This is a genomic window from Streptomyces sp. NPDC012510 (assembly GCF_042955065.1).
Lineage (GTDB): Bacteria > Actinomycetota > Actinomycetes > Streptomycetales > Streptomycetaceae > Streptomyces.
On record NZ_JBIBEN010000004.1, the window covers coordinates 100,420 to 113,914 of the forward strand.

Sequence of the window (13,495 nt, forward strand, 5' to 3'; positions counted from 1 at the left end):
ACGTAGTGCTCCGGATCCACGGTCGCCGGCTCTCGGACTCCCCGAAGAGGTACGTACGCCTCGAACGCCGCGTTCAACGCGAACTCCCGTCCCTACGCCCGTCCCAGTTCCCCGATGAGGGCGGCCCGGTCCGGATACAGCCGCGTCAACTCGACGGCGTCCCCGTGCTCGTACCCCTCGAAGGTGAACCCCGGCGCCATCGTGCACCCGAACAAGGTCCAGCCACCGCCGCCACCGGCGTCGCCGCCATCACCACCGCTGCCATGGACCCGCGCACCCATCCAGGTCCCGGCGGGCACGACGTACTGCACATGCTGCCCCTCCAGCACGTCCGGCCCGAGGACGACGATCCGCGAGGACCCGTCCGGGGCCAGGAGCAGCATCTGGAGCGGATCACCGAGGTAGAAGTGCCAGATCTCGTCGCCGGGCAGCCGGTGCAGCGCGGAGTAGTCTCCCGGCTCGGTGGTGAGCAGGGCGACGATCGCGGTCCCCTCCGGGAGCCCGTCGTCGCCCCGTTCGGGCCCCGCCCACGTCTGACGGAAACGACCGCCTTCCCGCGGAATGGGCTCCAGTTCGTAGTGCGCGATGAGGTCTTCGGGCGTCATCCGCCCGAGGCTACGCGCCCGAACGCCGTCTCCCGCCTCAGGAACGCCAGCCGCGCCCGCTTCTCGGGCAGATACACGTCCGGCAGATCGATCTCCGGCAGTACGACGACCGGCCCGCTCTCGAACCCCTGCCGCTCGAACCGCGCGATCGCCTTCTCGTTGCGCACGTCCGGATCGACGACGACCCGCCGCCGGTCCAGCCCGACCAGCACGTACGACGCGAAGGCCGCCAGCAGCGAGGACGACCACCCCGCCCGGCCCCCGCCCACCCCCACGGGCGCCAGCAGCACATGGACGCCGATGTCCCCGGGTTCGACGTCGTAGCACTCGCTGATGCGGTCCGCCTCCGGCTCGTACGTCTGCAGCAGCCCGACCGGCTCGCCGTCGCACACGGCGAGGTACGCGTGGTGCGTGTCCAGAGTGTGCAGGTGCGCGTATATCTCGCGCACCCGCTCGACCGAAAGCCCGTTCATGCCCCAGAAGCCGGCCCTCGGTTCACTCACCCAGTCATGGACCACGTCGGCGTCGGCCTCCGCGTCCAACGGCAGGATCCGCACGATCCCGAACCCCTCGACGACCTCCTCGTGTACGGCCACCCGGCCGCCGTACGCCTCAACGGTCATGGCGCTCCATCTCCTCGGTCTCGTCGTCTTCCTCGGTGAGCCGGTCCCAGTCCGTGACGACCGGTACGAGGTCTCCCCCGAGCCAGAGGGGGAGTTGGTCGCACTGGTGGGCCGACCCACCGACGCCGGAGGCCCCGAACGGCACCACCCAGAGACTGTCCTCCCGGCGGGCGAGGTCCCAGACGTACCGGGCGGCAGGCCCACGAGCGCTGAGGTCGGTGATGCCGGGGACGGTGGAGGTGCAGAGCACACAGTCGTGGTCACCCGCCAGTCCCGGCTCGTCGTGGGACGCGTCCGAGCCGCTGTCCGGGAGCGCGCGCCACGGCACCAACCGGTGACTGTCGCCCCAGCGCCCGTGCTCGACACCGGCCACCTCCTCCAGCGCCTCCCGCACCAGCGCAGGCCGGTCAATCCCGTACAACTCCTCAGCTGTGAGCAGGTGTTCGAGTGCGAAACCGATCCGGACGGTGAGCGAGAGCCACGGCCGGAAGACCTCCGGGTACATCGGCGGTACGGCGAGCGCGGCGAACGCCGGCTGCGCCGCGAGCCGCCGTACGACCGCCCCGCGCAGCGCCGCGTACGCCGCCGCGTCGACGCTGTCGGCCGCCATTCGCCGGTCCCAGCGCAGCAGCCGGTCGCGGAGCGCGGTCGCGGCGGTGGTGAGGACCGCCGGTTCCTCGGCACCGCCGCTCTCGGTGGTGCCGGCCGCGCCGACGTCCTCCGTGACACCGGTGGTGCCGACCGAACCGGTCAGGGCGGCCACGTGGTCCAACAGAGGTGCCGCTGACGCCAGATGGGTGTCCATGTGGATGGCGGGCATGTCCGGTGCGGACCACACCCGCTTCCCGTCCAGCATCGCGCGGATGCGGTCTGCCCGGTGCGGCGGTGCGAACTCCACGCCCAGCGGGGTCGCCGGACCACGCTGGTTGGCCATCACCGCGACGCCGTCCTCGAACGTGCCGTACGGCGTCTCGTGCCACCCCTCCCACTCGTGCCCCGGCTCCCAGGCCGCCACGATCCGCGTCCGGTTGTCCCGGCTCCGCACCGGCACCCGCCCCGCCACCCGGTGCAGCACCCCGCCCCGCGTGTCCGCGGCCTGCACGACGTTCACGGGCTCGGCCCACCGATCCAACGCCCGGTCCACATCGCCGACCTCACGGGCCCGGAGGAGCGGCAGAAGCGCGCTGATCCCGAGGTCCTCGGAAACGCGGGGCGGATAGCGAAGGCTGACGGGACCGACGCGGCCGGAGCCGGAGCCGGCGTCGGTGCCGGCGTCGGGGCCGGAGCCGGCGTCGGTGCCGGAGCCGGGGTCGGTGCCGGAGCCGGGGTCGGAGCCGGCCGGGAGGCCCACTCCCCCGATGACGACCGGCCCCCGCCCGGTCTCGATGACCTCCACCTCGACGGGCTCCCCACCCGCGACCTCGACGACCTCCATGTGGCGGTGCACGACTCGCCACACGCCGTCCGGGTCGAGCGCCTCCACGACGCCCCCGCCCCCACTGTCCCCTTCCCCCTCCTCATGTTCCCCCTCCTCACGGGGGCGACGGCGCAGACGCTCCCGGTACAGGTCCTGGTAGTCGGCCATGGCGTTGGTGATCGCCCAGGCCACGTCGCCCGTGTGACCGAAGTGGGCGATGCCGGGCATGCCCGGGACGGCGAGGCCGACGACGTCGAACTCGGGGCAGGAGAGGTGGATCTGCTGATAGACGCCCGGTGCCTCGATGAACCGGTGCGGATCACCGGCGATGACGGCCTGCCCGGTGGTCGTACGGGAGCCGTCGACCAGCCACCCGTTGCTGCCGGAGGTGGCGGGACCGTCGGTGGCGAAGAGCCCGACCGCGTCGGCGCCGAGATGCCGCACGACCTCCTCCCGCCAGAGCTTGGCCGGGAACCCGGCGAAGAGGATGTGCGCGGCGAGCCAGACGCCGAGTGGATGCCAGGCCTCCCAACGCCCGGGGACGAGACCGACACGCGCGAACTCCGCCGCGCGCCGGCCGCCCTCCACCAGCCCGTCGTTCACGCCCTCGACGTACGCCCGAACCCAGTCGGCGGTCTCCGGGTCCGTACTCTCCAGCCGGGCGAAGCATCTTCGGGCCGTGTCGTCGAGGCGGGCCCGTCTCGCGAACAGGTCCCAGCCCAGGGCACCGTCGCCGAGGAAGGAGGCCGAGGTGCCCTGGAGCCGGTGGCGTTCGACCTCCAACTGCCAGGCGCGGTCGAGGGCGGTGACCCGGCCCTGGGCGCGGGCGAGCTCGCGGGCGTCAGCCGCACGGAGGTGCGGAATGCCCCAGGCGTCGCGATATGTCCCGCACTCGGCGCGGCCCGACATGGGCCCCTGGTCGCGCCCCTGCGTACTGCCGACGTCCGCCATCCCCACACTCCACTTGTGATTTAGGTTAGCCTCACCTAAGCAAGCCGTGATCAAAGCGTACGTGAAGGGTGCAGAAGCCATGGGGCAGGGGCACGGTTGGGAGGGGGCGGTCCTCAAACTGCTCCGCGCGAAGGACTTCGTCCTCACAGTGACGGGTACGGAACGCGTCACCGAGCACTACCGCCGGGTCCACCTCACCGACGGCGGCATGCTCGCAGCGACGGGCGTCCACCCCACGATGTGGGTACGCCTCTGGTTCGAGGCCGCCGGCAAGCCTCACCAGCGGGCGTACACCCTCGTCGACCCCGACCCGGCGGCCGGTACCTTCAGCCTGGAGTTCGCCCTCCACGACGGCCACGCCAGTGACTGGGCCCGCGCCGCGGAGCCCGGCGACACCATCGAGGCCACGGTCCACGGCACCGCCTTCACCGACCCGGACCCCGTCCCCTCCCACATCCTCGCCGTCGGCGACCCCGCCTCCCTCCCCGCCCTCAACTCCCTCCTGGCCGCCCTGCCCTCGGCACCGGCGACGATCTGGTTCGAGACGCCGACGGAAGGAACGGGCGCGGCTCAGGCCGACGGAACGGACGGGCTGCCCTTCCGTCTGGACCCCACCCGCCACGACGTCCGCCCGGTCCCCCGCGAGGACGCCGGCGCACGCCTGCTCACCCAGGTGAGGACCGACGCCCCCGCCCTGCTCCGGCACGCCCACACCCCCTACGTATGGATCGCCTGCGACACCACGACGACCCGATCCCTCTCGGCGTTCTTCCGCAAGGAACTGGGCGTCCCGAAGCAACACGTGCACGCGCTGGGCTACTGGCGCCCGTAGCCCCCGCCGCGTCGGCGCACGCCGCCGGTGCCGCCGGTGCCGCGTGGAACGCCCGCCGCCCGCCCGACGCCCGCCGGGCTCCGACGCGACCCCCACCCATCCCCTGCCACCGACGCCGTCCCCGCCCCCGCCCCCGCCCCGCCGGGCTGCGGTGCCCCGCCCGGCGCGCCATCATCGGGTCATGGACGTCACCCTGCACCTCGCCCAGGACTCCGAGGCGGACGCGCTTCTCAGCCGCAGTCCGCTCGCCGCGCTGGTCGGCATGCTGCTGGACCAGCAAGTGCCGATGGAGTGGGCGTTCAAGGGCCCCTGGACCATCGCCCAACGGATGGGCACGGACGACCTGGACGCCCACGAGATCGCCACGACGGACCCGGAGTCCTTCGCCGCCCTGCTGTCGGCGAAACCGGCGGTACACCGTTATCCCGGCTCCATGGCCAAGCGGATCCAGCAACTGTGCCAGTACCTCGTCGAGCACTACGACGGCGACGCGAGCGCGGTCTGGCGGGACGTGCGGACCGGCAAGGAACTCCTCTCCCGCCTCGAATCCCTCCCCGGCTTCGGCCGCCAGAAGGCCCAGATCTTCCTGGCCCTCCTCGGCAAACAACTCGACACCCACCCCACCGGCTGGCGCGAAGCCGCCGGCCCCTACGGCGACCCCGACTCCTTCCGCTCAGTCGCCGACATCACGGGCCCCGACTCCCTCGCCAAGGTCCGCGCCCACAAGCAGGAAATGAAGGCCGCCGCCAAAGCCGCGAAGTCCGCCGGACAATAGCCCCGCGGCCCCAGTGAGGGGCGCGGGGAACTGCGCGACAAGCGCGACAAGCTCTCCAAGCACCCCCTGAGAGCACCTGGAACCCCCACCGGACCCTCACAGAATGGCCGGTTTGCCACACTTCCGGACACCTTTTCGGGGGGCGCTCTCCGGCGCCATGGCTGCGCCCGGAACGTCTCGACCGGTAGGCTTTCCGTGTGATCTTCAAGCGCATCGGAAACGGCCGGCCGTACCCCGACCACGGCCGGGAAAGCACCCGGCAGTGGGCGGACGTCGCGCCACGCCCGGTCCGCCTCGATCAGCTCGTGACGACCAAGGGGCAACTGGACCTGGAAACCCTCCTCGCCGAGGACTCCACCTTCTACGGCGACCTCTTCGCGCACGTGGTGAAGTGGCAGGGCGACCTGTACCTGGAGGACGGCCTCCACCGCGCCGTCCGCGCGGCCCTCCAGCAACGCCAGGTACTCCACGCCCGCGTCCTCGAGCTGGACTGACCGCCCCCGGGACCGGCCCGGCACGGGCACCGCCGCGCCGGGCGCCCGGAATGCTCCGGCAAGAACCCCGACGCCCCGCCGGTTGGCCCTTTCGGGTTGGACTGCAGCGCGGTGAATGATCATCTAGTAGGCATCGCCGTCCAACGGCACTACGCTGCGCCCATGAGCATGCTGACTCCTCCCGGCATGGGCGGCCAGTACCGGATCACGGGGGACAAGTACCCGCGGCTGCGGCGACCCAGGAGGCGCCGCAGGCTCGTGCTCGCGGTCGTCGCGTCCGTGTCCGCGCTGGGCCTCCTAGGCTGGGGAACGCTGCAGCTCATCGACGTCTTCACCGGCGACGACCAGGCCGCCGCGGCCGGCCCCAAGGCGGACTGCTCGGCCCGCGTGAGCCCCTCCCCGACGGCGGGCAGGTCGGCCGGAGCATCCGGGGGGACCTACCCCGCGCCCGGCAGGATCACCGTCAACGTCCTCAACGCCACGCCCCGCGCGGGCCTCGCCAAGGACACCGCCGACGAGCTGAAGAAGCGCGGCTTCCGTATCGGGAACGTGGGCAACGCGACCGAGGAGTACGACAAGAAGGTCAAGGGCGCCGCGCTGCTGCTCGGCGCGAAGGCCGCCGAGGGGGCGGCGCTGCCCGTACTCAACACCCAGCTCACCGGTGCGCGGCTCAAGACCGACGGCCGCGCCAAGGCCACCGAGGTCGACCTCATCATCGGCACCGGCTTCAAGTCCCTCAGCAAGCCGAAGGACGCCGACAAGGCCCTGGCCGACCTGACCAGGCCCGAGCCGACGTCCACCGCCACGAGAACGTGCTGACCCGGCCTCGTAGCAACTCCTGACGCACGGCGCATACCGTCCAGGAGAAGTACGGACGCGAGTGACGTACGGACGCGCGAGACGTACGGGTACGTGCCCCGTCCGCGTACGAGGGACGTCCGCGTACGAGGGACGTACGCGGACGGGCCGTGGCGACCTACTCGGCGGCGCCGTACAGCCGGTCGCCCGCGTCGCCCAGACCCGGCACGATGTAACCGAGGTCGTTGAGGCGCTCGTCCACGGCGGCGGTCACGACCGTCACCGGGGCGCCCGCCAGTTCACGCTCCATGACCTCGACGCCCTCGGGAGCTGCGAGGAGCACCACGGCGGTCACATCGTCGGCGCCACGGGAGATCAGCTCACGGATCGCGGCGACAAGGGTGCCGCCGGTGGCGAGCATGGGGTCGAGGACGTACACCTGGCGACCGGAGAGGTCCTCGGGCATGCGGGTGGCGTACGTGGAGGCCTGCAGCGTCTCCTCGTTGCGGATCATGCCCAGGAAACCCACCTCGGCGGTCGGCAGCAGCCGGACCATGCCGTCGAGCATGCCGAGACCGGCCCGCAGGATCGGCACCACGAGCGGTCGCGGGTGGGAGAGCTTGACACCCGTGGTCGAGGCGACCGGCGTCGTGATGTCGACCTGCTCGGTACGCACGTCCCGCGTCGCCTCGTAGGCGAGGAGGGTGACCAGTTCGTCGGCCAGACGGCGGAAGGTCGGGGAGTCGGTGCGCCGGTCGCGCAGCGCGGTGAGCTTGTGAGCGACCAGAGGGTGGTCGACGACGTGGAGACGCATGTCCACAACAGTAACCGGGGCAACAGCGCCGAGTGGCCCGTCCTCACCCCGCCGCCCGCTTCACCCTCGCGATGGCATCAACCCCCCCGTCGGAGGGAAAGTGGGATGAACGTAGCGCGACCGACGAGCCGACGCCGCACGGTGGTGAGCCCATGGCAAACGCGAACAGGACTTCCCCACGACGACGTGTCCCCCGCAGGGCACCCTTCCCCATACCCGTCGCCGCCCAGGAACAGGGGGACCGAGCGGCGGGCCGCCGCGCAGACGGCCGACGAGACGGCACGGGGAACCGACGGGCCCACGAGAGCGGCCCGCGAGACGGCACAGGGAACCGGCGGAACGGCGGCGCGGCCGAGGGGGCGCGCGGCGCGGGAAGCCGACGCAACGGCGCGGAGCAACGGTCGCCGCGCGGCGCGAGCGGGCGGCCGGGCAACGCAATCGGTGGAACCGGTGGAATCGGTGGGCGGGGCGGCACCGGCACGTGGGCGGGTGGCGCAGACGGTCGACGGGGTGACGCAGGTGGGTGACGGGGCCCAGGGGTCCGAGGAGGAGAACGACGAGCACGACGAGAACGACGCGGCGCGCCGGAGGCGGCGGGCGCAGTTCCTGCGGGAGCGGACCGAGGCGCGGGAGTTGCGCGACCGGGTTCAGCCGCGCCGCGCCAAGGCCGCCCGCCTACGCCACGCCATGCGCATGCGCACCTTCCGCTGGTGACCCGGCGGGGCTCACGGCGGAACGGCCACACGTGGTCCACGGGTAGCAGCCGGGCGGCGAGCGCGCCGGTCCGGGCCCAGGTCGGCTCGTCGGCCCGTGGCCCCCAGCCCTCGCCCCGCCCCACCCCCTCCTGCGGCCCCTCTGCCGTGCTCCCGGGGTACGCGTGGGCCCTTCACGGGGTGGCCGTGCCGATGCGGCCGGGAACTGCGCGTACCATCCGCTGGTGGCGGCAACAGGTGCGCAGGTGAACGGCGGGCCCGCCGGCGATCGAAAGAGCCGGACACAGGGGGCCGAAGACATCCCCTGGGCGCTCTGTTTCTGCCACGATTCCGAGTGGGTGGGGCTCGGACCGCAAGCCTCCCCACCCGTAACCTCCGCCGGGGGGACCCCCAACCGGCACGCCTAAGACCAGTGGGAGAGTCACGGTGTACTTCGCCGCACTGCTCGCGCGCACCGAAGACGGGTGGGAAGCGAGCGACACAGAGCTCGACGATGTGGAAACCCTGTCGGATCTGGCCGACCTGGCCCGTGAAGCCTCGCCCGGCGACGACACGGTGCTGGTGCTCATCGAGCAGGAGGACGCCTGGTTCGGCGTCGTCCGTATCGATGGCGAGGACGACCCTCGTATCTACGTGTCGGACGCCGCCGCCGCTGCACGCAGCAGCTACGGCGAGATCCTGCTCACCGACGAACTGCTCGGAAGGGAGCCCGGCGACGACGACACCGACCTGGACGCCCTCGACCTCGACGGCACGGAGGACGGTGAGCCCGACGACGATGACGACGACACGGCCGCCGAGGCCGTTCCGCACAGCCCGGTCGGCGACAACGAGATCCTCGACGACCTGGGTGTGAGCGAGAAGGAGCTGCGCGCCCTCGACGCCGACGACGCCCTCAACTCGATCGCCGAGGCGCTCGGGGCGTCGGAGGTCCTGGAGACGGTCCGCTGACTCCGTCCCCATCCGCTACGTTCCCCCGGTGACCGAAGCAACCGACGCAGAGGCACCGGGCCCCGATCCGGTACGCGACCGCTGGCGGGCCGCGATGCGGCTCGCCCTGGCCGAGGCCGGGCGGGCCGCCGAGGGCGGTGACGTCCCGGTCGGTGCGGTCGTCCTGTCCCCGGACGGCACGACCGTACTGGCCGCCGGGCACAACGAACGGGAGGCGACCGGTGATCCGACCGCCCACGCGGAGGTGCTGGCCGTCCGCCGGGCCGCGGAGCGGCTGGGCGAATGGCGGCTGACCGGCTGCACGCTGGTCGTCACCCTCGAACCCTGCACGATGTGCGCGGGCGCGCTCGTGCAGTCCCGCGTCGACCGGCTCGTCTACGGCGCCCGCGACGAGAAGGCCGGCGCCACCGGCTCGCTCTGGGACGTCGTACGCGATCGACGGCTCAACCACCGCCCCGAGGTCGTCGAGGGCGTACTCGCCGGTGAGTGCGCCGGCCTCCTCACCGACTTCTTCCGCACCCGCTGACACCGGCCGCCCGCACCCCCGATACCGATTTCAAGGCACACCCCACCTTGCTGTAAGGTCTCCCTCGGTAGCGTGTCCGAGCGGCCGAAGGAGCTCGCCTCGAAAGCGAGTGTGGCGCAAGTCACCGAGGGTTCAAATCCCTCCGCTACCGCTCTGGAAGGGCCCCGTCGCAAGGCGGGGCCCTTTGTGCGTTCCTGTCCCTACGACGGGTACACCCGGCGTTTCCGGTCTCTCCTGCGAACGCATGATCGGGTTACACTCGCGGCCGACAAAGAGGACCCATGGGGCCCACGGGGCACACAAGGCGGGGGAGGCCGCGGTGGCGGTGCAGGGGAAGAAGATAGCGCTGTACGTGCTCGTGGTCTTCGTGCTGTACGTGATCATCACGGACCCGGCCAAGGCAGCCGACTACGTCCAGATAGGGTTCGAGGGCGTCTCGAACGCCGCCCAGTCCATCGGTGACTTCTTCACCTGGATCGCCGACGGGGCCGAGTAGACCTCGGCCCCGGCAGTACCGGCACGCCGTACGACCCTCCCGGAGCGCCCATGATCCGCCACCTGGTCCTCTTCAAGCTCAACGAGGGCGTCGAGCGTGACGACCCGCGGGTCGTGAAGGGCGTGGACGCCTTCCGCGCGCTCGGCGGCACGATCGAGGAGATCCGCCACTGGGAGCTGGGCTGGAACCTCAGCGACCGCCCCATCGCCTACGACTTCGCGATCAACTCCGCCTTCGACGACGCGGACGCCCTGCGCACGTATGTCGAGCACCCGGACCACCAGGCGGGTGTCGCGCTGTGGCGCGAGTTCGCCACCTGGATCATCGCCGACTACGAGTTCTGAGCCGACGGCCGCACGGCCGTGAGGCGGTACCGCCCCAGGTCACGCCCCGCACTCCAGCAGTGCGGGGCACCTTTTTCGGCATCCCACAGCCCTCGGTCCACTCAACTCTCGCTCAACACGGCGATATGCGGTGCTTGATCACAGTGCACATGTCTTGTGATGCTATGACCGCTTTTGACGGTTGAGTTGATGGATGAAGAGGTGGCGTTGACCGTGTCGGCCAGTACTGCGCCTCCCCAGGAAGACGTCCCCGCTCCCGATTCCGCGCCGGCCCAGGTCACGGCGGCCACCGCGCCCGTCCCGGAGAAGCGCCGTGGCGCCGACACCCGGGCCCTCACCCAGGTGCTCTTCGGCGAGTTGAAGCATCTGGTGCCGGGCACTCCCGAGCACAACCGCGTGCGCGGGGCGCTCATCGAGGCGAATCTCCCGCTCGTCCGCTACGCGGCCGCCCGCTTCCGCTCCCGCAACGAACCCATGGAGGACGTGGTCCAGGTCGGGACGATCGGACTCATCAACGCCATCGACCGTTTCGACCCGGACCGGGGTGTGCAGTTCCCGACCTTCGCGATGCCTACCGTCGTCGGCGAGATCAAACGGTACTTCCGCGACAACGTCCGCACGGTCCACGTCCCGCGCCGGCTGCACGAGTTGTGGGTGCAGGTGAACAGCGCGACCGAGGACCTCACCACCGCCTTCGGGCGCACCCCCTCCACCGCCGAGATCGCCGAGCGGCTGCGCATCACCGAGGAGGAGGTGCTGTCCTGCATCGAGGCGGGCCGCTCGTACCACGCGACCTCGCTGGAGGCCGCGCAGGAGGGCGACGGACTGCCGGGGCTGCTCGACCGGCTCGGCTACGAGGACCCGGAACTCGACGGCGTGGAACACCGTGACCTCGTACGGCATCTCCTCGTCCAACTCCCCGAACGCGAACAGCGGATCCTGTTGCTCCGCTACTACAGCAATCTGACGCAGTCGCAGATCAGCGCGGAACTGGGGGTCTCCCAGATGCATGTGTCACGGCTGCTGGCGCGGAGTTTCGCGCGGTTGCGGTCGGCCAATCGGATCGAGGCGTAGGCGCTCCGCTCGGGGCGCCGGGGGCCCGCGGGTGTACCGGGGGCCTGCGCGTCGGCGGGTGCCTGCGCGTCACCGGGGGCCTCCGCGTCGGCGGGCGTGCCGGGTACCTGCGCGTCGGCGAGGCCCCCGGGTGTGCCGGAGGCCTGCGCGTCGGCGGTGGGCATGCGGGTCGGCGGGGGCGGGTTCGGGGTGGCTGGTCGCGCAGTTCTCCGCGCCCCTTCGGGGGCGCCGTCCCCTCCCGGAGCAGGTAACCGTCGGTAGCCAATGACCTCCGTCGCATCGCAGATGGACCGTGGGGCACACGGGGCGCACGAAGGCAGGCGGGGCGCACAGAATCGGCCAGGGGGACGCGTGCGCAGGCCATGGGCGTGACCGAATGCGCTGGCGAACGATCACCGGGAAGAGCGAATCGCTCATCGTCCGGCTTTCCCGTCGTTCTGGGCTGAAAGCCCATCAGACCGGCTGATTTCAGGGCTTATTCACCCTCTCCATGTCGACATGTCACTACATCGTGTTGCCGACGTGTGACATTCTTCCCCCAGCGCGTTTGCCGTGGCCTCGCCGCCGGTATTCAGGTGGAGGCTGCGTTCCTTACGACGGGAGCGTCCGCCGCGACCGTCCGCGACCCAAAGGGGGTGGCATGTCCGCAGACCAGGGCAGCTCGAAGGTGCTCACGCTCGCGAAGAGCGAGACCGCGCCCGACGCTATCCAGGCCCCTCAGGACCTTCAGGCGCTTGAGGACCTTCCCGGTCCCCAGGCTCCGCCGGCGACTGACTTCCCGGCCTTGTCGGCCTCGGCGAACATCGACACCCGCACCCTGTCCCGCTCCCTGTTCCTGCGGCTGGCCGCACTCGACGAGAACAGCCCCGAGCGTGCCTATGTCCGGGACACCCTCATCGAGCTCAACCTCCCCCTGGTGCGTTACGCCGCCGCCCGTTTCCGGTCGCGCAACGAACCGATGGAGGACATCGTCCAGGTCGGAACGATCGGCCTCATCAAGGCGATCGACCGCTTCGACTGCGAACGGGGCGTGGAGTTCCCGACGTTCGCGATGCCGACGGTCGTGGGCGAGATCAAGCGGTTCTTCCGCGACACCTCGTGGTCGGTCCGGGTGCCGAGGCGGCTGCAGGAGCTGCGCCTCGCCCTCACCAAGGCCAGCGACGAGCTGTCCCAGAAGCTCGACCGCTCCCCGACGGTCACCGAACTCGCCGCCGTCCTGGGCGTGTCGGAGGAGGACGTCGTCGACGGCCTCGCGGTCGGCAACGCGTACACGGCGTCGTCGCTCGACTCGCCGGCCCCCGAGGACGACGGCGGCGAGGGCTCACTCGCGGACCGCCTCGGCTACGAGGACACGGCGCTGGAGGGCGTCGAGTACCGCGAGTCCCTGAAGCCGCTGCTGGCCAAGCTGCCGCCCCGCGAGCGCCGGATCATCATGCTGCGCTTCTTCGCGAACATGACGCAGTCCCAGATCGGCGAAGAGGTCGGCATCTCCCAGATGCACGTCTCCCGCCTCCTCACCCGGACCCTGGCCCAGCTCCGCGAGGGCCTGATCTCCGACTGAGCCGGCGCCTGCTCAGGGCGTGACACGTGCGAACGCCGGGGCGCCTTCGGGCACCCCGGCGCGTTCTTTCGCTGCTGGTGGGTGGGTACGGACGGGGCTGGTCGCGCAGTTCCCCGCGCCCCTTGAAAGCCAGGGGGCGCCCACGCTTTTCAGGGGCGCGGGGAACTGCGCGAGCAATCACACACCACCCGCCCGCGCAAGATCACAAGAACCCGGCAGACGCACACCCGCACACCCTCAGGGCACCGCAGGCCACCGCAGGGCCCCGCACCGTCACATCAGTGCGAGCCACACCACCGCGGCCACCACGGCCACCGCCGCGATCACACCGACGATCAAGCCCATCCGCGGCCCGGAAGACGCCGCGGCGGCAGCCGGCCGGCCCCCCGCAGGCGTCTCGTCGACGAAGGCGCGGAACATCTGGGTGCTGCCCGCGGGGTCGTAGTTGCCCTGGGGGCCCTGGTTGTCAGCCATGGCCCGAGACCTTAGCGAATGGGGGATGGGGCGCCCAAGCCAGGTTC

16 protein-coding genes and 1 tRNA gene are annotated in these 13,495 nt (G+C 71.4%); 12 read left to right on the top strand and 5 right to left on the bottom strand.

Annotated features, from left to right (window positions below; genetic code table 11):
* Positions 1-92 precede the first annotated feature (92 nt).
* The 3 genes from ACFY9I_RS08295 to ACFY9I_RS08305 are packed head-to-tail and all read right to left on the bottom strand — an operon-like array spanning position 93 to position 3,554.
* Positions 93-605 carry a cupin domain-containing protein gene (locus ACFY9I_RS08295; RefSeq protein WP_390998307.1) on the bottom strand — a complete coding sequence of 171 codons (513 nt, stop codon included), beginning with the start codon at positions 603-605 and terminating at the stop codon, positions 93-95.
* Positions 602-1,228 (bottom strand): GNAT family N-acetyltransferase, encoded by a 627-nt coding sequence (locus ACFY9I_RS08300; RefSeq protein WP_390998310.1) that lies wholly within the window; start codon positions 1,226-1,228, stop codon positions 602-604. The genes ACFY9I_RS08295 and ACFY9I_RS08300 overlap by 4 nt, the downstream gene beginning before the upstream one ends.
* Positions 1,218-3,554: a penicillin acylase family protein gene (locus tag ACFY9I_RS08305; RefSeq protein ID WP_390999135.1), complete on the bottom strand. Its 2,337-nt coding sequence runs from the start codon at positions 3,552-3,554 to the stop codon at positions 1,218-1,220. Before ACFY9I_RS08305 ends, ACFY9I_RS08300 begins: the two co-directional genes overlap by 11 nt.
* A 121-nt stretch (positions 3,555-3,675) precedes the next feature.
* On the opposite strand from ACFY9I_RS08305, the gene ACFY9I_RS08310 reads away from it, so the two are divergent.
* From ACFY9I_RS08310 to ACFY9I_RS08325, 4 genes are all read left to right on the top strand, one after another.
* Entirely contained in the window at positions 3,676-4,428 is a 753-nt protein-coding gene (locus ACFY9I_RS08310; RefSeq protein WP_390998313.1) for an SIP domain-containing protein, read from the top strand.
* 181 nt (positions 4,429-4,609) lie between these two features.
* Complete coding sequence (locus tag ACFY9I_RS08315) at positions 4,610-5,203, top strand: HhH-GPD-type base excision DNA repair protein (RefSeq protein ID WP_390998316.1); 594 nt, start codon at positions 4,610-4,612, stop codon at positions 5,201-5,203.
* 197 nt (positions 5,204-5,400) lie between these two features.
* A complete protein-coding gene (locus tag ACFY9I_RS08320; RefSeq protein ID WP_003999914.1) occupies positions 5,401-5,697 on the top strand; it encodes a type II toxin-antitoxin system VapB family antitoxin in 297 nt (98 codons plus the stop codon).
* A 186-nt stretch (positions 5,698-5,883) separates the two neighbouring features.
* Positions 5,884-6,516, top strand: coding sequence for a LytR C-terminal domain-containing protein (locus ACFY9I_RS08325; RefSeq protein ID WP_390999138.1), 633 nt, complete (start codon positions 5,884-5,886; stop codon positions 6,514-6,516).
* A gap of 157 nt (positions 6,517-6,673) precedes the next feature.
* On the opposite strand, the gene upp is transcribed toward ACFY9I_RS08325, so the two are convergent.
* Positions 6,674-7,309: a uracil phosphoribosyltransferase gene (gene upp, locus ACFY9I_RS08330; RefSeq protein ID WP_390998319.1), complete on the bottom strand. Its 636-nt coding sequence runs from the start codon at positions 7,307-7,309 to the stop codon at positions 6,674-6,676.
* Between the two features lie 519 nt (positions 7,310-7,828).
* On the opposite strand from upp, the gene ACFY9I_RS08335 reads away from it, so the two are divergent.
* The 8 genes from ACFY9I_RS08335 to ACFY9I_RS08370 all read left to right on the top strand — a co-directional run bounded on the left by ACFY9I_RS08335 (position 7,829) and on the right by ACFY9I_RS08370 (position 12,974).
* Complete coding sequence (locus tag ACFY9I_RS08335) at positions 7,829-8,023, top strand: hypothetical protein (protein ID WP_390999141.1); 195 nt, start codon at positions 7,829-7,831, stop codon at positions 8,021-8,023.
* Positions 8,024-8,448: 425 nt separating this feature from the next.
* Positions 8,449-8,973: a hypothetical protein gene (locus ACFY9I_RS08340; protein WP_390998322.1), complete on the top strand. Its 525-nt coding sequence runs from the start codon at positions 8,449-8,451 to the stop codon at positions 8,971-8,973.
* 94 nt (positions 8,974-9,067) lie between these two features.
* Positions 9,068-9,499, top strand: coding sequence for a tRNA adenosine(34) deaminase TadA (gene tadA / locus ACFY9I_RS08345; protein ID WP_390999144.1), 432 nt, complete (start codon positions 9,068-9,070; stop codon positions 9,497-9,499).
* A gap of 66 nt (positions 9,500-9,565) precedes the next feature.
* Positions 9,566-9,650, top strand: a tRNA-Ser gene (locus ACFY9I_RS08350).
* Between the two features lie 168 nt (positions 9,651-9,818).
* A complete protein-coding gene (locus tag ACFY9I_RS08355) occupies positions 9,819-9,995 on the top strand; it encodes a hypothetical protein (protein ID WP_033526709.1) in 177 nt (58 codons plus the stop codon).
* A gap of 50 nt (positions 9,996-10,045) precedes the next feature.
* Positions 10,046-10,339 (top strand): Dabb family protein, encoded by a 294-nt coding sequence (locus ACFY9I_RS08360; RefSeq protein WP_390998325.1) that lies wholly within the window; start codon positions 10,046-10,048, stop codon positions 10,337-10,339.
* Positions 10,340-10,528: 189 nt separating this feature from the next.
* On the top strand, positions 10,529-11,413 hold the full coding sequence (locus ACFY9I_RS08365; protein WP_390998327.1) for a SigB/SigF/SigG family RNA polymerase sigma factor: 885 nt from the start codon (positions 10,529-10,531) through the stop codon (positions 11,411-11,413).
* A gap of 640 nt (positions 11,414-12,053) precedes the next feature.
* Positions 12,054-12,974 carry a SigB/SigF/SigG family RNA polymerase sigma factor gene (locus ACFY9I_RS08370; protein WP_390998329.1) on the top strand — a complete coding sequence of 307 codons (921 nt, stop codon included), beginning with the start codon at positions 12,054-12,056 and terminating at the stop codon, positions 12,972-12,974.
* Positions 12,975-13,247: 273 nt separating this feature from the next.
* On the opposite strand, the gene ACFY9I_RS08375 is transcribed toward ACFY9I_RS08370, so the two are convergent.
* Positions 13,248-13,448, bottom strand: coding sequence for a hypothetical protein (locus ACFY9I_RS08375; RefSeq protein ID WP_390998332.1), 201 nt, complete (start codon positions 13,446-13,448; stop codon positions 13,248-13,250).
* Positions 13,449-13,495 lie beyond the last annotated feature (47 nt).

Coding starts and splice junctions, on each gene's coding strand:
- ACFY9I_RS08295 (WP_390998307.1), bottom strand. CDS start 605: ATGACGCCCGAAGACCTCATCGCGCACTACGAACTGGAGCCCATTCCG.
- ACFY9I_RS08365 (WP_390998327.1), top strand. CDS start 10,529: ATGGATGAAGAGGTGGCGTTGACCGTGTCGGCCAGTACTGCGCCTCCC.
- ACFY9I_RS08360 (WP_390998325.1), top strand. CDS start 10,046: ATGATCCGCCACCTGGTCCTCTTCAAGCTCAACGAGGGCGTCGAGCGT.
- ACFY9I_RS08375 (WP_390998332.1), bottom strand. CDS start 13,448: ATGGCTGACAACCAGGGCCCCCAGGGCAACTACGACCCCGCGGGCAGC.
- ACFY9I_RS08305 (WP_390999135.1), bottom strand. CDS start 3,554: ATGTCGGGCCGCGCCGAGTGCGGGACATATCGCGACGCCTGGGGCATT.
- tadA (WP_390999144.1), top strand. CDS start 9,068: ATGCGGCTCGCCCTGGCCGAGGCCGGGCGGGCCGCCGAGGGCGGTGAC.
- ACFY9I_RS08315 (WP_390998316.1), top strand. CDS start 4,610: ATGGACGTCACCCTGCACCTCGCCCAGGACTCCGAGGCGGACGCGCTT.
- ACFY9I_RS08300 (WP_390998310.1), bottom strand. CDS start 1,228: ATGACCGTTGAGGCGTACGGCGGCCGGGTGGCCGTACACGAGGAGGTC.
- ACFY9I_RS08310 (WP_390998313.1), top strand. CDS start 3,676: ATGGGGCAGGGGCACGGTTGGGAGGGGGCGGTCCTCAAACTGCTCCGC.
- ACFY9I_RS08325 (WP_390999138.1), top strand. CDS start 5,884: ATGGGCGGCCAGTACCGGATCACGGGGGACAAGTACCCGCGGCTGCGG.
- upp (WP_390998319.1), bottom strand. CDS start 7,309: ATGCGTCTCCACGTCGTCGACCACCCTCTGGTCGCTCACAAGCTCACC.
- ACFY9I_RS08370 (WP_390998329.1), top strand. CDS start 12,054: ATGTCCGCAGACCAGGGCAGCTCGAAGGTGCTCACGCTCGCGAAGAGC.